Source organism: Agathobacter sp. (genome assembly GCF_977054825.1).
Window position 1 is genome coordinate 63,870 of record NZ_CDRTEH010000008.1, and the last position, 18,088, is coordinate 81,957.

Here is an 18,088-nt window from a genome sequence, read left to right on the forward strand (position 1 = left end):
GCATAAATGCATACATTGAAGCTATTATCTATACAAACATCCTCCAGGCAGCCCTGATCTGCGAATGCAGTCTCTCAAACTGCCAGTGGGTATTGCTCTTTATGATGCTGTTTGGATCATTTATGGTAAAGCCCTCATCATCATAGCCTGTGATTACCATAAAATGCCCATTGTCTGTGAAATCTCCCGGACCGACATTTACAACAATCAGATTGCCCTCATCGAGCTTTGCCTTAAAAATATCCTCATTTACCTTTACGCTCTTAGCATTCACTCCATAGTGCCTGCAGCCCTTGCTCATAAGATCCCATGCACTTCCGGAGCCATCCACACTGTAGCCTGCCTCCTTTGCATACTCTGCCACCGCAAGAGGTGATGCCTGTGCATCATGCTTCAGATACAATACAACCATCGAAAGTGAAGTCGGACCGCAGCCGCTCGCCGCAAAATAATTGCCACTGTACTTTTCATAGCCCCATCTCTCATCCCACTGCTGCAATAGAGGCACTGTATCCTGCGCAGCCTCTGCAGTCAGATCAATGTCATGCTCTTTCGAATGCTCCTTAGGATACTCATATATGAAGTCAATTGCCTCATCATTTTTCTTCGCAAGCTCCTTTAGCTGTCCCGGATACTTTGCACTGTGAAGTATCTCATCAAGCTTCGTATCCTTGTCCGGCTCGCTGCTTTGCTCCGTATCATTTACATCCTCTGAGCTGCTTTGCTTCTTTTCTGAGTCCATTTTAGATGCGGTAAGCGAATTATTATTCTTCTGCACATCAACATTTCCTGATTGCGTCTTATTATCAGCGCTTACCACAGCGTCAGCTACAGGAACAAAAAGCTGCATGCCGCCAGCCAGAAATGTTGTTATGATTATCGCTGCACAAAGGACTATCGCACCTATTTTCATGCGCCTGTCGCGGCGCCTTGCACGTTTTATGCTTCCTTGCCTTCTATGAGTTTTCTTATGTGTCTTTCCCATTGTTTTCCTCTTACTTATCCCAGCTTATCAATCTCATCCATCCAGATACGTCCGCACGCATCGGAAGGCATCCTTAGGTCTCCTCTCGGTGAGACCGCCACTGTTCCTACCTTTGGTCCATCCGGCAGACATGAGCGCTTGAACTGCTGGGCGAAAAATCTGCGATAGAAATTCTTAAGCCATTTGAGAATAAACTCATCATCATATTTTCCTTCAAATGCTATCCTTGCAAGGCGGTAAACCTTGGCAGGAGCATAGCCGCAGCGCAGCATATTGTAAAGAAAGAAGTCATGCAGCTCATAAGGTCCCACAAGATCCTCTGTCTTCTGTGAAATCTTACCGTTTTCAGGTGGTAAAAGCTCAGGAGAAACCGGTGTATCAAGCACATCAAGAAGTGTACTTTCCAGCAAATCGCTGCCACAGGTGTCTGCATAGTATTTTACCAGATGGCGCACCAGAGTCTTTGGCACCGAAGCATTTACTGCATACATGGACATATGGTCTCCGTTGTAGGTAGCCCAGCCGAGTGCCAGCTCTGACAAATCTCCTGTACCTATGACCATTCCGTTTTCCTTGTTTGCGATATCCATAAGTATCTGTGTGCGCTCGCGCGCCTGTCCATTCTCATATGTGACATCATGCACAGTCGGATCCTGTCCGATATCCCTGAAATGTATATTTACAGCATCCTTTATATCCACCTCGATAAAAGTAGCTCCAAGGCATTTAATGAGATTTACCGCATTGTCATATGTGCGGTCTGTTGTTCCAAAGCCCGGCATAGTAACTGCCGCTATATCCTTGTGATCCTTTCCCAAAAGGTCGAATGCCCTTACCGTGACAAGCAGTGCCAGTGTGGAGTCAAGTCCTCCTGAAATACCGATAACTGCTGTCTTGCAGTTGGTATGCTCTAATCGCTTTTTAAGCCCCATAGCCTGAATCATGAGAATCTCATCACAGCGTCTGTCCCTGTCTGTCTTGTCCGCCGGAACAAACGGAGCAGGATTCACATAGCGGCTAAGAGTGGTATCCTTTACCTCAAGGTCAAACTCAGCCCATCTGTGATCATCCTCGACAACAAAGGTTGTCATCCTGCGCCTCTCAGTCTCTATTCTTTCCACATCAAACTCGCTGTATATGGTCTCATTTGTAAAGCGCTTTGACTCAGCAAGCACATTTCCGTTTTCACAGATGAGATTGTGTCCTGAGTAGACCACATCCTGTGTGGACTCACCATCTCCGGCTGATGCATAAATATATCCACAGATTAATCTGGCAGACTGTCCGCTCACAAGCTCTCTTCTGTATATTGCCTTGCCTGTTACCTCATCCGATGCAGACAGATTGACAATCACAGTGGCACCCGACATAGCGTGTCTGATACTCGGCGGGTTCGGAATCCAGAGATCCTCACAAAGCTCCACTGCTATCTTAAGCTTTGGCAGCTGCTTGCAGCTAAAAATAAAATCGGTATCTACAGACACCTGCTGTCCATTTTTCAGTGTGACATATGTGCTAAGGTTTTCTCCCGATGCAAAATGTCTTGCCTCATAAAACTCATTGTAGTTTGGCAGAAATGTCTTTGGCACCATGGCAAGCACTTCTCCGTGCGATACAACTGCCGCCATATTGTAGAGCATGCCGTTTATCTCGTATGGAAGCCCTATGAAAAAGATGCCGTCAAGGCTCCTGCTGTAATCAGCTATCCCGATAAGCTCATCCTCTGCTGCCGCGATAAGCTTATCCTGCCAGAAAAGATCCTGACAGGTGTATCCGGTAATGCAAAGCTCCGGGAAAACAACCACCTTTGCACCGTTGTCAGTACACTCCTTCATAAGAGCTTTAATAAGCTGTCCGTTGTATACAGTATCAGCTACCTTTACCTTTGGTGTCGCTGCAGCGACCTTTATATATCCGTCCTTCAATTAGCGCATCTCCTTCAACTCATCCACCGTAAACTCATATGCCTTATTACAGAACTGGCACTTTACCTCAATGCTCTCTCCATCTGCTATGATGGAATCAAGATCCTTTTTGCTAAGTGTGGAAAGTGCTCTGCTCACACGCTCCTTTGAACAGTCACAGTGGAAGCGTGTCTCAGTCGTATCTGTGATTTCAAGCCCGAAATCTCCTAAAATTTCCTCAAGTATCTGCTCCGGAGTCAGTCCCCTGTCAAGCATCTGTGTCACAGAATCAATCTCTGTGATTTTCTTTTCAAGCCTGTCCACAACCTCATCCGGTGTAAACGGCATAAGCTGGATGATAAATCCACCTGCCTGCTTTACGCTCTGGTCCTTATCCACCAGCACGCCAAGACCAACCGCCGACGGAATCTGCTCTGATGTGGCAAAATAATAGGTCAGATCCTCAGCTATCTCACCTGTTTTAAGCTCACACTGACCTGAATACGGCTCCTTTAAGCCCATATCCTTTATGACTGTGAGTATACCAAGATCAAGAGCTCCACCCACATCGAGCTTGCCTGCCGCATTGAGTGGCAGCTCAACCTGTGGATTCATGGCAAAGCCCTTTACATTGCCGTGCGAATCTGCTGTGACGGTAAGCCCCTTTGCAGGTCCGCTGCACTGTATCTGAAGAGTTATGATATCCTTATCGCCCTTCATCATAGCTCCCATCATGGCTCCTGCTGAAAGAAGCCTGCCAAGTGCCGCAGTCATGACAGGTGTTGTCATGTGATCCTCTCTGGCTGTCTCCACCATCTCCCTTGATGTTACAGCAAATGCTCTGATATTGGCATCCGCCGCTGTTGCTCTTACTATATAATCTGACATAATTTACCTCTCATTATCTAATTCTATGCTTTATGTGCAATTACAGTGACCTTCTCACTGTCACACTTCACCTGATCGTCTGTGTACGCATCATACACCGCATCAAACACAAGTCCCGACTGCTCAAGAAGCTCCTTAAGCTCTGAAATCTCATAGCATCTCTGGAAATGAGTTTCCTCAAACTTCTTGTAGATGTCATCCTCATCCTCTGACTGCTCCTTTATAAAAAGTGTCAGGTCATACTCGTTTATTTTCTCATCGGCATCATAATAATTGTCCCATATAAAGCTGCCCTCATCACGGTTTTCAGCTATGGTATTATCAGCCATGAGCACCTCATATTTGTATGGAGTATTGATATCAAATATAAAAATGCCACCCTCTTTGAGACTTTCGCTCACGCAGAAAAAAACTGCCTGCAGATCCTCAGGCTCAAGAATGTAATTGATGCTGTCACATGCGCTTACGACGGCACTCACCTTTTCTCCCGGTTCAAACTCTCTCATATCCTGCATCAGATAAAGGATTCTGTCATCCTCTCTCTCAAGCGCCATATCAAGCATGTCAAAAGAATTGTCAATGCCTATCATATCATAGCCTGCATCTGCAAGAAGCGTGGTAAGCTTTCCCGTACCACAGCCTAGGTCCACGACATATCCACTGTCTATGCCATTTGCACGCAGTTTTTCGACAATATATCTGCTCCACTTCTCATATGGCACATTGTCCATGAACATGTCATACACCCGGGCAAAACTCGTGTATGCTTCCATAATTACCTCATTTCGTGTTTCTATTTACCGTAACTATTCAGAACCCATCCCACGCACATTCGCAAAACCGCACGATACTCGTGCTTTCCCGCTGCTGCGCAGCTAATTTTGCTCATATGTGTGGGGGTGGCTCTATTCGAGCCACCTTGAGAACAAGAAAACCTGCTGCTTACATGCGAGCATGACGCATCAGCTTTTTTTGTTCTCAGTGGTTCTGAATAGTTACTATTAATTATATAATAACAATTAAATGTCTCAAAATCAAGGTTGATATAAGGCACAAAAACCATTATACTAAGCATATGATTGATAATTACGAACACTACATAACAAAAAACATCAAAGCATTTTACAAAAGGCGTCTTTTCTCCCCGATTGTATACATCATTCTGCTTACCGTGCTATGGTTTGCATTTTCACTCGGAGATATTTTATCGCCCATACACATTGACAACTCCGTCAGCTTTGAAGCTGCATACAAGGATTCGGACAGATATGTAAAAACCACCCTTAAAAAGCTTTACTTTACCGGCTACACCATGAAGGACGGCAACGATATCAAGGGCTATTACTACTACTGCATGCGCGATGAGCACTGCTCTATTGTACTGCTTGCACCATCCACCTGTGAGGAGGGTCTGCCCTCTATAGATAAGCTCACGGTGGTCGGTAAAATCGTAAAGGGAAAGGGCACCTACACACAGTTTGTAAATAAACTGTCTAAGGATCTGAGTTGGGATTCCAAGGGACTCTCCGATACCATAACAGGCTACTATCTTAATGAGCCTGAGTACCATTTGAAAACTACTATTTTTATGTTTGTTTTTTATTTTGGCACTCTCATCTATGCTGTTATCAGCCTGATATTCTACATCCTGTGCATCAGGTTTCCTGTTTTGGCACCGGCATGTCAGAATCTTGTTGTATTTGGCAATCCGCACAAGCTGCTTGCCGAGGCTGAGGAGGAGCTTGCGACACTGCCACAGCTTGCCACCGAGGACATGTTTATCACAGAGCACTATTTTATCATGACCTCGCCTTATGGCAATGCCATCGTGCCTATCAAAGAGATTTTATGGATTTACAAATACTCTACCCTGCACAAGATTCTGTGGTATCATTTCAGCATCTCATATACACTGCATATTTCCGCAAATAAGCATCTGTATATTCATTGTCCGAAGAACACGAAGTCTGATATCGATGGTATCATCGATTATCTGGCTGAGGCTAATCATGATATTCTGGTTGGTTTCAGTGAGGAAAACAGATTGAAGGTGCAGGCTGTTCAGGGGAAACCGCTGCATATTGAGAGGCTTCTTGCGTGGAAGAAGAAATAAAGCGTTTTAAGTTTATTGGATTAAATGACAAAGCCTCGCAGGAGCACTTGCTGCAAAATACGCTCATACTAAGCGGATTTTACAGCAGTGTTCCTGCGAGGCTCCTGTTTGTTGCAGTGTCCAGAGATTTTTGCTATTTTTTAAAATCCCAAATAGATGCCTGTCCGCACCGCATATCTGCCACTAAACGAATACTGAAGATTTACCAATACCGCTGTCTGTATAAGTCCTGTTGCCTCATATACAAATAATGGAATAACAGATACACAAAGCCCCATCAAAGTAACACTACTACAAATAACGCTAATAAATGTAGTTATCAACAGGTCTGTAATCGTTTTGGTAATATTTTTATCAAAATTTTCGTAAAAATTTAATGCCTCTAATTGACTTGAGACATAATCAAAAGTCTCTTGTGATAATTTCTCGTCATCAGATGCCGTATAATAATGTTCATCAAAATATGCTTTAATTAATGGTGCAATACTTTCAACTGCTCCTTTTGTATTATAGCCGTTAACGCCTGCCATTGCTATATCCTGCCTACTGAGAGACAATGTTTGATCAACTGTATTTATAGCATTTAAATTAGAAACATAGTCAATATCAGAATATACAGCACTTCCAAGACCTGCTAATGCCGTTGCCCAACTCGACAAATTTGCACTTGATAAAAAAGTATTATACGCTTGGATATCATCGGTAGAAATAATATATGGTAAATCATTATTTGTTGGCGCACGTCCAGGTCCATCTATGTAATGTGATAAATATAAATAGGTTAAATAATTTCCAAAATCCTGCCCATTTTGGTCTGCACCTTGATAAAAATCCGAATGAAAATACTGCAATGCTACTCCATATATATTTTCTATTCGTTGCCGCTGTTTCCCATTTGATGATGGTGGATTTCCATTATAGCTCTCATATGTTGTAATCCCGCTATCGTCAATACCACTATCTGACTGTTCCATTACAAAACTCCCAGTATATGATGCTGTCTTCACTTGTGTTACTTTATAAAAATTATCTTCACGCGGTGTAAATTGGAACAATCCATTTATTTCACTATCATTGAGTCCCAATTCTTCCAACTGCAAAACAATACTATCCATACCTTCCAAAAGAGTATTTAACTGTTCAGCACTTAATCCTTCATTACCTGCTGCATTAACATTCATGGATTGAACCATAACAAGACCTAATGATAAAATTACTGAAAATATCCTCTTGCACATTTTTTTACTCATATAACTGCCTCCTTTGGTCTATTTTTTGCCTATCCCACACAAAACAAAACTCCTTAATTAAAAAACCTTTTTTTACTTCTACATATCCCATCACCTCATCATTCAAATAAAGTATCCATCTTTCATCCTGTTTCTTAATTATCAACTCCTGTAATTGACACAACTCATATGCATATTCATGTTTCTGGACAACCTCAAATAAAAAGCTCTCATTGATTTCCTTTCGTGTATAATATGTAGAAATATATGCCTCATCATTCTCTTCACTTCCCAATTCAACACAATCCCTATTATCACTTCCTAAAATGAAATAATACACTAATTTATCCATTGTAGAATTTACTTTCATCGCTGAACCCATCATCAGACAACCAATCAAAAAAATAATTGTCCAAAACAAATATATTCCCCAATAAGCAGCTTTGCTTTTGACAATATTCTTATCACGATGTCTCCCAAAGCACATAAGATGTGTTAATTGTCTTGGATAGAAAATAATCAAAAAAGCTGAAACAACTATATAACATATTTTCATTTTATTATCTCTCTCTTAATCAAAATTCCTAAATTGGATGTTTCCTGAAAAACACTTTATTCAGAACGATTTATTGTATCATTTGTAAACTCAACAATAATGTTCTTATTGGTGCTCAGTGTGATTCGGTGGTTGTTATTCATGGTAAAAGACTCCAATCTATAGGTTTTGTTACGTCTATTTTACCATATATTTTCTTCACCTGGTGGGTGAATAATGATATGAACAACAAAGTATCGCAAAAGCTTGAAATTATAGGATTTAAGGAGTCTGTGAAGAAATATACTACCATTTATTTCTTTATTTATTTTCTCTATTACATTTATGTTCTACCGGTCTTTTCGGTTGATGAAATATCCCCAAACAAAACGGAGGATCACCACTGGCTCTCTTAATCTCATTTCTTGTCACCCTCTCCACAACCTTCAATACCTTTTTGTTAATTTTCTTCATTTCTCTTTACCTCCTGTTTTAATATTTTAGCTATCAGCAACAGAACCGCACATAATATAACAGCAACTGCCATATGGCAAACATACATCATATCGGCTCCGAGCAAAGTAAAAGTGTAAATAACACACACTTCAACTGCACACAAAATTCTTGCCGCCCTCTTTGATTCTGACAGTTCTACCGCATCCATATGTATGTTGGGATGATTAACAGTCCCTATAACTTCAACTATGCAAATTGCAACTAATAATAATCCAAAAACCAGCTGCGGATAGTCAACCAGAACCATACATAAACCTAAGACAAGCATATAAGTAACCACTGTACCCAAATAACATTGAAAAAAGGTATTCATATGATATCCGCCTGTTCTTTTTCTTAATGACAAAAAGAATAACAAAAAGAATGCTGTTGGAACTAATTTCTCAATCAGTACACTTATTAGCAAAATAGTTCCAATGGTTATAAATTTTTCCATTAACGAAACAAGCGTATAGACATAATATTCTTCCGCTTCCTTGTCAATCATTTTTTCCTCAGCCATTTGGTCAACCAACCCCATTGCCATCTTCTCAATCATATCAACGCCTCCTTCTACTGTAAGTATAACAATACACAATTTCTTAACAAGGTCTATTGCAGAAAGTGTACTTATTTTGCAGAAAACGACAAAAAAGTGATTTGTTCTCAGAAATCACTTTTCACTAGAGGAATCATAATGGAAAAATAAAACTCTCGTTCATCGTTTTGAATCACATAAGAGCCCCCATACTTCCTTATTGTTTCAGCTATATTTTTTATTCCTATTCCATGCTCATCTGTATCCAAAATCTTTGTAGTCTGTATCTCTCCATTTTCATAAATAACAGCATTCTCATAAGTATTTTTCACCGATATAATCGCATTATTGTCCTCTATAACAATTTTCAATTTTATTATTTTATCCCCTCTGCACTTTTCACATGCTTCAATCGCATTGTTTAATAAATTGGACATAATAACCACAACATCCTCATCGCTAATATTCAAAGATGATAAATCATTAATTTTAAATACAAAAACAATACCTTTATCCCTTATTTCCTGATATTTAGTATTCAATACTGCATCCACAATCACATTATTTGTACAAATAAAATCCAATTCTTTACTAATTTGACCACTGATTTTATTGACAAAGCTTTCCAATGAATCATATTTCTTCTTTTTTATCAAAGAATCAATGCACATAATCTGATTTTTATATTCATGTGTCATTTTCTTTTGTTTATCAAAATTTTCAGAAATAGAACGATACATACCTATTTGGTTTTTAACCTGTATCCTATAAATACGTTCCTCCTGCAATTTATTTTCTCGTTTTAAAATATCATATATTAAATAAAATACAACTATGTTCATTCCCGCCAATCCACACGCTATAACAAAAAATAAATTCTCCTGGGCTTTATTTTTTATATCTTCAGACATTTTTATCATAGCTATAATAACATATATTGTGAAAATAGGGAAAAAAATAAACCGAAGCCATTCTGTATCTGCCAGCATAGCCAAAGATTTTTTCTCCATATGATTTCTAATAATTAATACAGCAAAAAGTAACAATGCCTTTCCTAAAACAACGACCAATGAACCCTGTATAACATGTGATTCCCATACTTCTTCCATGTTATGAAAAATATAAATATTCATAAGTAACGCGAAATAATCCATCACGAGCAAAAGACTCTCAAATAATGCTGATAAAATCATCGCCTTACCAAAACTCAGTTTAAGATAAAGCAACATAAAGAATGTTATGAGAATAATTGAAAATACCTGCTTTACAATAAAATAGTCTCGAAAAATCATTGCAATAAAATAGCAAAGCACTGTCAATCCGATAACTATACTATAATTTTTCCAACAATTATTTTCCTCTCTTTTTATTCCAAATGCTTCAAAAAAAATTTTGCAGCATAATATTTCCAACATCATAATCAAAAGACTCTGAATGTAAACAAACATTTATACTTCACCTCTATAAGCGATAAACTTTTCTTCTACATATTTATATCTCGCTCTAGCTATATCTAATAGAATTCCATTATTCAGCAATACTCTGTATCTGCTTATATTTTTAATGAATTTCATATTAACCAGAAAGCTCTGATGTATCCGCAGAAAATCATTTCCGGCAAACTTATCATCTATTTCATTTAGCGTCCCTTGTAATGTATATTTTTGCAGACAATCCTCCATTACATGAAACTCCAATTTATGTAATTTACTCTCAATATACAATATGCGATTCAATGAAACTTTCCTTGTACCTTCGCAGAAATCAAATTCAGCCCAAGTAATCTTATAATCCATTTTTTCATGAATTGCATCCATGCACTCATAAACACTGGCAAACAGATTTTTATTGTCCTTTAAAATATATCTTACTGCATCTACCTTATATCCTTCTATCGTATAGTTTACAAAGGCTGTAACAAAAACAATAAACATATCCTTGCTGTTTTCCCGGATCTTTTTTGCTGTCATAATTCCATCCAGTTCATCCATGTTGATATCCAGAAAAACAATCTTATATTTTACCATTTCAATTCCCAGTTCAACAAATTCTTTTCCTGAACTAAAAGTATCAATTTCAAGCATTATTCCTCTGTCAGTCATATAACGTATAAGTATTTCCTTTAGGTCATCTCTAAAAATCTTTTCATCATCGCATATAGCAATTCTAAACATACGTTTACCCCCCCTCTAAATTTTGCATATTTCCTCGTTTGGTTGGTTGTGTTTTTTTAATTTTGTACATATTTTTATATTTTGGCACCTTCCAATAAAAACTCTATTTACTTCCATATAAACATAGCTTATTTTCCCTCGTTCAATTAGAATAATATAAAACCATTTTACAGTCATATATTACTATTTCTCACCCGAACAATCAAATAAAAGGCAGAAATCGACCTATATTTGTAGAAAATGACCAAAATCAACATTTTGAACAGCTTAATCTTTCTTCTATTACCAAATTTGCATTAACATATGCCGGCATTACTACTGTCTCCGAACTTAAAGAATATAATTATATCTCTTTAGCAAATGTTCTTCCTCTTTCTTTCCTTATACGCCGGATATTCTTACCAATAAATATCTCATCTTGCTTTATTTTCTGTTCCATCCCTTTTCACCATGCCTATGAACCCATTTTGGTTCTTTTTGCATTATTTTATGCAATATGCATGATGAAAAGGGACTTGTTCTAGTCCATCTTGTTTCTTCCCTATAATATTTAAAAAAAGAGATTCGAAAAAGGGGCTGTCATTCTAAATCGTTAAAGCGACAGTCCCTTTAAATAACAAATGTTATAACAGTAAACACCTATTATCATTAACACTTTTTGTTTTGGTCTTTTGACATATTCCTGTGCCTATTAAATTACATCACTGTTGCAAGAATACCCCATAGAAAAAATTCATAATTTTCTTTGATAGTCTGTTATATCAAACATTTACTTTTTTCCAATATTTTCAATATAGACATTTTACTGCTGTGAAAGTTTATCTTCAAGCATTGATTTAGACACCGAAAACTCGAATGTATCCATATTACTACATGTTGTTATTTTCTCTGGATTATCATTCTCAACAATAAATTCAGGTCTAATATAGCTATCTTTATTCAAAGTGTACCGTCCAAAGACTGAGCAGTTAATTCGATAACTGTCACCCAGAATACTGCCTTCATTTGTTTTCAGAAATAGAATAACAGTATCTCCAACATTTGAATGTTCCGCACCCATAAAAGTATGGTTAATTAGCAAATTTTTCATTTCTTCTTCTGTGTATTGTGACAAATCGGCATGTGCTTCAATTTGTTCCTTTTCATCGCTCAGCCGAGTATATCCTCCATCCTCATACACAGTGATGGTTTCCTGCACCTCGCCTTTATATGCTCTCTCCACATCAACGGTAAGCACAGAATAAGAACATCCATCAATATACACATATTCTATTTCTATAATATTTCCTTTTACAATGACATCTGATGAGTCACTATCAATAAAATCATCAATATTATAGTAAAGATTTTTTAACGCAGCTTCACTATTTACATCTGTAAAAATTTCATAACTAGAAATATCACTATAAAATAGGGAATTTTTATTTGAATATTCATTATTATTTTCTGCCAAAGTGGTTTCACTTTCAACAATTGCATCTTTAGTATTGCTTAAATCCTGAACACTTGCACCTTCTATCCTTCCGCAACCAACCATTGACAATAATGCCATACACCCTAATATTCTAATACCAATTTTTTTCATTTTACTTCCTCCTACTTATATAAATAATTTATTCCACCTAAATCATTAGTTTGTGCTCTCGAGGTACTACTTGAATTATAAGCAATGTCTGCCCTCATCAAAACATTACTAAAGTCTGAATGTGCCAACCCCATAACATGCCCCATTTCATGAGCTATAACAGCCAATCTTTTATTTTCACTTAAATCTGAAAAATCCGCATCTAATTGTATTTTTCCCCAAGCCCAATTGCTACTGAATGGATCAACCTCTGTACTTCCATTATACATAGTTGTTAACCCCCACCATTCATTAACAGTACTTACTTGATATATATCCATTCTACTACTTGATTGTGTTGTGGTTTTTGTATAAGAAATAGGGGTTGTTACTCCCATGCTACTAGTTGTATTTACCCATTCGCTCATTGCCGTATTAATATAAGATGCATAGCTGCTTGCACTTGATGTAATAAAGTAATGTTGTGTATCTTTTCCATAATTTCCCACACCATATGTCAATTTGTGCTGATTATATGTATTATACGCATACACAGTTGACACACTACACATGAACATAAAAAAGCTAAAACATAATGCAACTATAAATTTTTTTGTTCTCATAAAACTTCCTCCGCTTAATTTTCTTAATACATACAATTATAAAGCAACAAAATACTACTAAAATTTTTTATCTCACCTCCGTATTTTTTGACAACTATAATTGACAACAATTCAAGGGTCAATTGGCTTTGTAAATGGTGCCTTTTTTTGTAAAACCCAAAACCTTTATCCTCTAAAAAAGTATCGTGTTTAATATGTTGCAAATGAACAAATCATTATTTACTTGCGAGAATGTCATCCTATTGATATTAAATCAGTAACTGTATGTGACTGTTATTGTTGCCGTTACCGTTGATGCAGGATATAGTTTATTGGGATCATAGGTTTTGCCCAAATTTTCAATTTGAAGATACCAATCTCCTTTGGGATTTTCACCCACAAAATCGGTTACATAATATGTCCCTGACTTTGTAGAAGGTGTCAACCTTGCTACTGTTCCTTCTGGACTCTCAATATAAAGGTCAAACGGATCTGTACCACTTGCTACATTTAAGTATACTTTCACCTGAGTGATTTTAGGATTGGTTCCTAAAACACTTCCTGAAGAAACTTTTGCTATTTGAGATACCCCACCATCTATCGCATTTAACTTTACAGTGGTCTTCGAAAATGAATTTGAAGCTGCTAATACCGGCATTGAAAACATTAAACATGCCATAAAACATACTGCAATTGATGTTAAAGCTCTCTTCTTAATAATATTCATAAAAAATCCTCCTTAAGTCAAAACATAAATATTATCAAACAGAATGTTCTCCCGCAAAATGGATACTTTTTATATCATTCGTTCAAATGACTTTCTAATCAGTTGACTACCAGATTTTACTAATAAAGCATCAATGGATTTACTTGTAATTCTATCTAAAACTCCCGGCATGATAGGTTTTCCAGCCTCCCATTTAGGGTCTGCTACTTTTACGGCATCTGTGAATGCCTGCCAATACTGTCGCTCATACTCCTCTAATGTATACCCTGCTGCTAATCTGTCGTTTTTCTCAGTTTGCTGATACAACTTTTGATATATCTCTGATCTGTTTGTTGTATCGCCGTTATGCACCCCATTTTCCATATAAAATTCTTTTTTAGTGCTTTCAAACATCTCATCCATAATGCTTTCTGAAATTGAAACAATTCTATTTTTGCTAGCACAATTTTTATCTGTAACGAGTACCCCCGCCAATCCTGTGCGTGGATTAATCCAGTCTCCATCTTTATCATATCGGCTCATTCGTTTCTTAATGGCTGAGATTGTAGTATATCCACCGCCACCATCTCTGGACATCTCACTCATAACAGTTCGATATTGTTTACTATTTATATCTATTCCAGCCGCTTTAAGTCTTTCCTTTGTTTCGTTACTATTGATAGGCATTCCAGACATTTGCTGAAATCTATTGCTAAACTCTCTTACTATAAGCATAATTTTCTCTCCTTGATAAATTACTCTGAAATCCATTTTCTTCTTTAACAAACGATTATACTCTTGTCAAATTAAATATCACTTTCTTCTTTAAGAATATCAAATAAATTGTATTGTTCAATTGTTCTTGCAGAAAGTGACTCCTAATTGCAGAAAATGACACTCCAAATATAAAATCTCCTTGAATCAAACCAAAGTTCAATTCAAGGGATATCTTTTTATCGTTTCTTTCCAACCATAACAGGCATAGATTTTGCTGTCATACTCTCATTCATTGCTTTTATAGTGTTATAGGTATCATCTCATATATTATAATGATTCAGCTATAATTTAATGGGGCTGTAAAATAAGTCCCTAATTAAGAAACGCCAACTCCGGCAAATGTCGGTTTTGTTGTTTCTTTGTATGAATTTTTCTATTTTTGAACAGGTCTGCATCTTTGGGTATAAAAAATGGTGAATTTAATAAAGCTCAGCTAATCACGCTTGAGTTTTATTCAGCTTTCGTCTGTCGTTGCTTTTTTGTACATGGGAAATTTCATGTGTTTTTCCATGCCGTGTTCTTCGCAATAAAGATAATTATTGTAAGAACCGTATCCGGCATCAGCAACCTGATATTTCGGATAATGACCATATGTGCGATTGAATTTTTCCATCAAAGGTACAAAGCATTGGATCTATGTCAATACATTGGACACAAAAAGTATATACTGGATCAGAAATATCGATCAATTTTGCGATTTCTAATGGTAATTTCAGCTGCCGCATAGTATAATTACCATTAGTATAGTTTGTTAGTAGCATAATTAATTATACCAAAAAATCGCTCAGACCTCACGGCTGGGCGATTTTTTTCTAGGGAAGTTTTTTTACAGCCCCATTGCTGTATCTTGACATAATTCCAACAGCTGCTAAGCCGCTTCGTACAGCGGATTTTGTAGCAAGTTCTCCTGCGAGGCTCCTGTTTTATGCAGTGTCCAGAGATTTTTGCTATTTATCTCCTGTTGTTGACTTCCCTATCAAAACATGTTTCCCGCAAAACGCAAACGCATATTTATGAATCTTTTCCTCCGGAATTCCTCTTGCCTCCAACGTTGCAGCATACTTCTTATATTCAATCTGCTCCAGCCCGGCTTTCACTGTATCTTCCAGATCTTTCTCTGTTTCCGAATCCTGAACCTTGAACTCAATAATAAATGCATCATCGCACTTATCTCTTGGCTCCAACATCACATCGTATCTTCCGAATCCACTCTCCCGGTTCGAAGTCACAATATAACAATCCTCCAGTTCTACAATCAGCCCCAGAACAAATGGTACAGACGTCAGATTTACTACTATTTTCAATTTTTCTATCCTGCATCTCGTTTCAAAACTTTTTAGAACCAATCCAGAACCACGGTACTGTTATAGAACCAGAGTATTTTTAGTCTTTCAATCTGCTTAACAGCATCTGATAATGCCGCTGTCCGATATGTCGTCCGGCACGTTGCAGACCATCCACGCATTCTCTGACTTCATCCGATGTCAGTTCGTGTTCCTCATAGGCTGCCATAAGAATCCCTATCGTCCCCATGATTCTAAGTCCCATCTGAGCTGATACATTTCTTCCCTTTGCTTCATCCATCAATAACAGATCTGCTTTTAATTCATCTGACAGGACAATCGCTTCACTCTCGCCCTGGTCAAGACCTGCCGCTCTTTTTAATATACTTGCTGATTCCGGATTATTGACAGGCTTCACTACGATAAATTTCTTCTGCCTGATTTCATCGGCTTCCAGCCGAAATCGTTCATTAACTGTCAGCTCATCAAATACTGCCTGCGGAATCAAAACATCGCCAAACAGTTTTTCCAGCAAATCTATACGATTGATTTTAAGAAGTGATATCAGCGGTGTTGTATCTGATACAACAATCATACCGCAGCCTCCTTCTTTTTGAGTTCTCTGAAAGTATTCAGTTCATCATCCAGATCATCCATCGTCATATCAAAATAGGAATATCCCAGCTTATCATACAGATCAATCAACTCGGATTTTCTGATTCCCAGAATTTCAGCCGCACGACCATGGGATATCGTCTGATTCAGTATATATGGATACAGCAACAGTGCATTTCGGGTAAGCTCTGTTTCCGGATTCATAGTTACCAGATATTTTGACATTCCTACCGGAACTTTAATAGTTACAGATTCTGTTGTTACCATAATATCACGTCCTTTCTGTTAGAAATCTATGTTCGTCTCTTTTCCTATATTATTATTATATCCATTATTTGGATTTTCTACAACTGATTTTTATCTGCTTTTATTCAAGTAATCTTCCTCGTCAAAATTGTGCGTATTGGAACTATTCTGGACGTGCTATGTTTTACAATGCACTACAAAAGAATGGGTTAATTTAGAACTGTACATATCCCATTTGTTGCAGTGTCCAGAGATTTTTGCTATTTTTATCTTGTTTTAATTATCAATAGCGTTAACAACCTCCTGTATATCATCAGCAGTGAGTTTTGTCAGCTTATCATATAAGTCAGCTTCAAGCTCATCATCCATATCACCATTTTGGACATTAATAATATAACCTCTGACTTCCATTCCAACCTTTACAAATTCATAATCTCCACAATTGTAAATATCATCTAACCCATATATGATCCCACAATAATAAAACATCTGCGCAAAATTATCACTTTCCCTGCTTATTCCTTTAATATTATCCTGTAAAAATTTCTTTGCCTCCTGCAATTGTAAATCAATAGCTTCTTTGTCCAAAGAATTATTCTGCAGATTTTCTGCATATTTTGATGCAAGATTATAGCCTTCTGTTCCAGACTTAAAAGTCTGATATTCTATGCTCTGTTGTACAGTACTAACTTTCATTTTATTATCTTCTCTTGTATTTCCCAGGAAAAGAACTCCAACCATAAAGTACATAATTATTATGATTATAAGAACAATTCCAAGAAAATACTTATTTATTTTCATTTTCCTCAACAATTTTTCCCTCCGCAATTTTTAATATCACATCACACACTTCCTTTAAATCTTCTTTATGATGAGTGGCTACAATAATCGTTGCTCCTCTTGACTTCTCCTCTCTTATTATTTTATATATAAGCTGCACAGCCTCTTCATCCAATGCATTTGTCGGTTCATCAAGCAATATAATCTTTTGATTTTCAAAAATTGCCTGTGCAATATTTAATCGCTGTTTCATTCCCAATGAAAATTTTTTTACTTTTTTATCAGAGTCGGGATCCAGACCTACTCTTTCCAGAGAAAAGATTATATCTTTTTCATCAGCAATATTTTTTATCTTTGCAAGCATCTGAAGATTTCTCTTTGCGGAACATTCCGGCAGCAATTCCATATTTTCTATAACAATACCGGTCTCAGGTGGAAACTCAATTTTATCATGCAGCTTTTCCCCATCAATGAAAATACTTCCACTATCCAGATTTATCAAACCACTTATAGCTCTTAGCAGCATAGTCTTTCCTGAACCATTTTGCCCATATAAACCATAAACAAAACCACTTTTAAACGTATACGATACATTATCCAATACCGTATTTTCCTTTATCCTCTTTGTTACATTTTGTAATTGTATCATACTAT

20 protein-coding genes and 1 pseudogene are annotated in these 18,088 nt (G+C 37.2%); 1 reads left to right on the forward strand and 20 read right to left on the reverse strand.

Annotated features, from left to right (window positions below):
* Nucleotides 1-28: 28 nt before the first annotated feature.
* From ACW6PM_RS08515 to ACW6PM_RS08530, 4 genes are read right to left on the reverse strand one after another with little or no spacing between them, the layout of a single operon-like run.
* Nucleotides 29-985 (reverse strand): C39 family peptidase, encoded by a 957-nt coding sequence (locus ACW6PM_RS08515; protein ID WP_456056875.1) that lies wholly within the window; start codon nucleotides 983-985, stop codon nucleotides 29-31.
* A gap of 14 nt (nucleotides 986-999) precedes the next feature.
* Nucleotides 1,000-2,910, reverse strand: coding sequence for an NAD(+) synthase (locus tag ACW6PM_RS08520; RefSeq protein ID WP_456056876.1), 1,911 nt, complete (start codon nucleotides 2,908-2,910; stop codon nucleotides 1,000-1,002).
* Entirely contained in the window at nucleotides 2,911-3,777 is an 867-nt protein-coding gene (gene hslO / locus ACW6PM_RS08525) for an Hsp33 family molecular chaperone HslO (protein WP_015517071.1), read from the reverse strand.
* Between the two features lie 23 nt (nucleotides 3,778-3,800).
* Nucleotides 3,801-4,550 carry a class I SAM-dependent DNA methyltransferase gene (locus tag ACW6PM_RS08530; RefSeq protein WP_055238574.1) on the reverse strand — a complete coding sequence of 250 codons (750 nt, stop codon included), beginning with the start codon at nucleotides 4,548-4,550 and terminating at the stop codon, nucleotides 3,801-3,803.
* A 302-nt stretch (nucleotides 4,551-4,852) separates the two neighbouring features.
* Here ACW6PM_RS08530 and ACW6PM_RS08535 point away from each other — a divergent pair, with 302 nt between their 5' ends.
* Nucleotides 4,853-5,890 carry a DUF6709 family protein gene (locus ACW6PM_RS08535; RefSeq protein ID WP_456056877.1) on the forward strand — a complete coding sequence of 346 codons (1,038 nt, stop codon included), beginning with the start codon at nucleotides 4,853-4,855 and terminating at the stop codon, nucleotides 5,888-5,890.
* Between the two features lie 140 nt (nucleotides 5,891-6,030).
* On the opposite strand, the gene ACW6PM_RS08540 is transcribed toward ACW6PM_RS08535, so the two are convergent.
* The 16 genes and pseudogenes from ACW6PM_RS08540 to ACW6PM_RS08615 all read right to left on the reverse strand — a co-directional run bounded on the left by ACW6PM_RS08540 (nucleotide 6,031) and on the right by ACW6PM_RS08615 (nucleotide 18,083).
* The gene (locus ACW6PM_RS08540) at nucleotides 6,031-7,140 is read right to left on the reverse strand and encodes a hypothetical protein (protein WP_456056878.1); all 1,110 of its coding nucleotides are present in this window, start codon (nucleotides 7,138-7,140) and stop codon (nucleotides 6,031-6,033) included.
* On the reverse strand, nucleotides 7,133-7,675 hold the full coding sequence (locus ACW6PM_RS08545; protein ID WP_456056879.1) for a hypothetical protein: 543 nt from the start codon (nucleotides 7,673-7,675) through the stop codon (nucleotides 7,133-7,135). The genes ACW6PM_RS08540 and ACW6PM_RS08545 overlap by 8 nt, the downstream gene beginning before the upstream one ends.
* Nucleotides 7,676-7,975: 300 nt before the next feature.
* A complete protein-coding gene (locus ACW6PM_RS08550) occupies nucleotides 7,976-8,128 on the reverse strand; it encodes an AgrD family cyclic lactone autoinducer peptide (RefSeq protein WP_055238571.1) in 153 nt (50 codons plus the stop codon).
* The gene (locus tag ACW6PM_RS08555) at nucleotides 8,115-8,708 is read right to left on the reverse strand and encodes an accessory gene regulator B family protein (RefSeq protein WP_012742209.1); all 594 of its coding nucleotides are present in this window, start codon (nucleotides 8,706-8,708) and stop codon (nucleotides 8,115-8,117) included. Before ACW6PM_RS08555 ends, ACW6PM_RS08550 begins: the two co-directional genes overlap by 14 nt.
* A 107-nt stretch (nucleotides 8,709-8,815) precedes the next feature.
* On the reverse strand, nucleotides 8,816-10,135 hold the full coding sequence (locus ACW6PM_RS08560; protein WP_456056880.1) for a GHKL domain-containing protein: 1,320 nt from the start codon (nucleotides 10,133-10,135) through the stop codon (nucleotides 8,816-8,818).
* Nucleotides 10,136-10,861 (reverse strand): LytR/AlgR family response regulator transcription factor, encoded by a 726-nt coding sequence (locus ACW6PM_RS08565; RefSeq protein WP_081021196.1) that lies wholly within the window; start codon nucleotides 10,859-10,861, stop codon nucleotides 10,136-10,138.
* An 802-nt stretch (nucleotides 10,862-11,663) separates the two neighbouring features.
* Nucleotides 11,664-12,446, reverse strand: a complete 783-nt coding sequence (locus tag ACW6PM_RS08570; protein WP_456056881.1) for a hypothetical protein — start codon at nucleotides 12,444-12,446, stop codon at nucleotides 11,664-11,666.
* Nucleotides 12,447-12,457: 11 nt separating this feature from the next.
* Nucleotides 12,458-13,048: a M57 family metalloprotease gene (locus ACW6PM_RS08575; protein WP_118326616.1), complete on the reverse strand. Its 591-nt coding sequence runs from the start codon at nucleotides 13,046-13,048 to the stop codon at nucleotides 12,458-12,460.
* 253 nt (nucleotides 13,049-13,301) lie between these two features.
* Nucleotides 13,302-13,754, reverse strand: a complete 453-nt coding sequence (locus ACW6PM_RS08580) for a proprotein convertase P-domain-containing protein (RefSeq protein ID WP_306783517.1) — start codon at nucleotides 13,752-13,754, stop codon at nucleotides 13,302-13,304.
* A 69-nt stretch (nucleotides 13,755-13,823) separates the two neighbouring features.
* Entirely contained in the window at nucleotides 13,824-14,519 is a 696-nt protein-coding gene (locus ACW6PM_RS08585; RefSeq protein WP_306763974.1) for a DUF3879 family protein, read from the reverse strand.
* Nucleotides 14,520-14,970: 451 nt separating this feature from the next.
* A pseudogene (locus tag ACW6PM_RS08590) lies at nucleotides 14,971-15,144 on the reverse strand (IS1182 family transposase); the annotation flags it as partial.
* Nucleotides 15,145-15,457: 313 nt separating this feature from the next.
* The gene (locus ACW6PM_RS08595) at nucleotides 15,458-15,814 is read right to left on the reverse strand and encodes a PD-(D/E)XK nuclease domain-containing protein (protein WP_022293875.1); all 357 of its coding nucleotides are present in this window, start codon (nucleotides 15,812-15,814) and stop codon (nucleotides 15,458-15,460) included.
* Between the two features lie 79 nt (nucleotides 15,815-15,893).
* Nucleotides 15,894-16,388 (reverse strand): DUF3368 domain-containing protein, encoded by a 495-nt coding sequence (locus ACW6PM_RS08600; protein ID WP_055223611.1) that lies wholly within the window; start codon nucleotides 16,386-16,388, stop codon nucleotides 15,894-15,896.
* Nucleotides 16,385-16,675 (reverse strand): hypothetical protein, encoded by a 291-nt coding sequence (locus tag ACW6PM_RS08605; protein ID WP_012742196.1) that lies wholly within the window; start codon nucleotides 16,673-16,675, stop codon nucleotides 16,385-16,387. Before ACW6PM_RS08605 ends, ACW6PM_RS08600 begins: the two co-directional genes overlap by 4 nt.
* 255 nt (nucleotides 16,676-16,930) lie before the next feature.
* A complete protein-coding gene (locus ACW6PM_RS08610; protein WP_308651259.1) occupies nucleotides 16,931-17,455 on the reverse strand; it encodes a hypothetical protein in 525 nt (174 codons plus the stop codon).
* A complete protein-coding gene (locus ACW6PM_RS08615; protein ID WP_055238598.1) occupies nucleotides 17,442-18,083 on the reverse strand; it encodes an ABC transporter ATP-binding protein in 642 nt (213 codons plus the stop codon). The genes ACW6PM_RS08610 and ACW6PM_RS08615 overlap by 14 nt, the downstream gene beginning before the upstream one ends.
* Nucleotides 18,084-18,088: the final 5 nt, after the last annotated feature.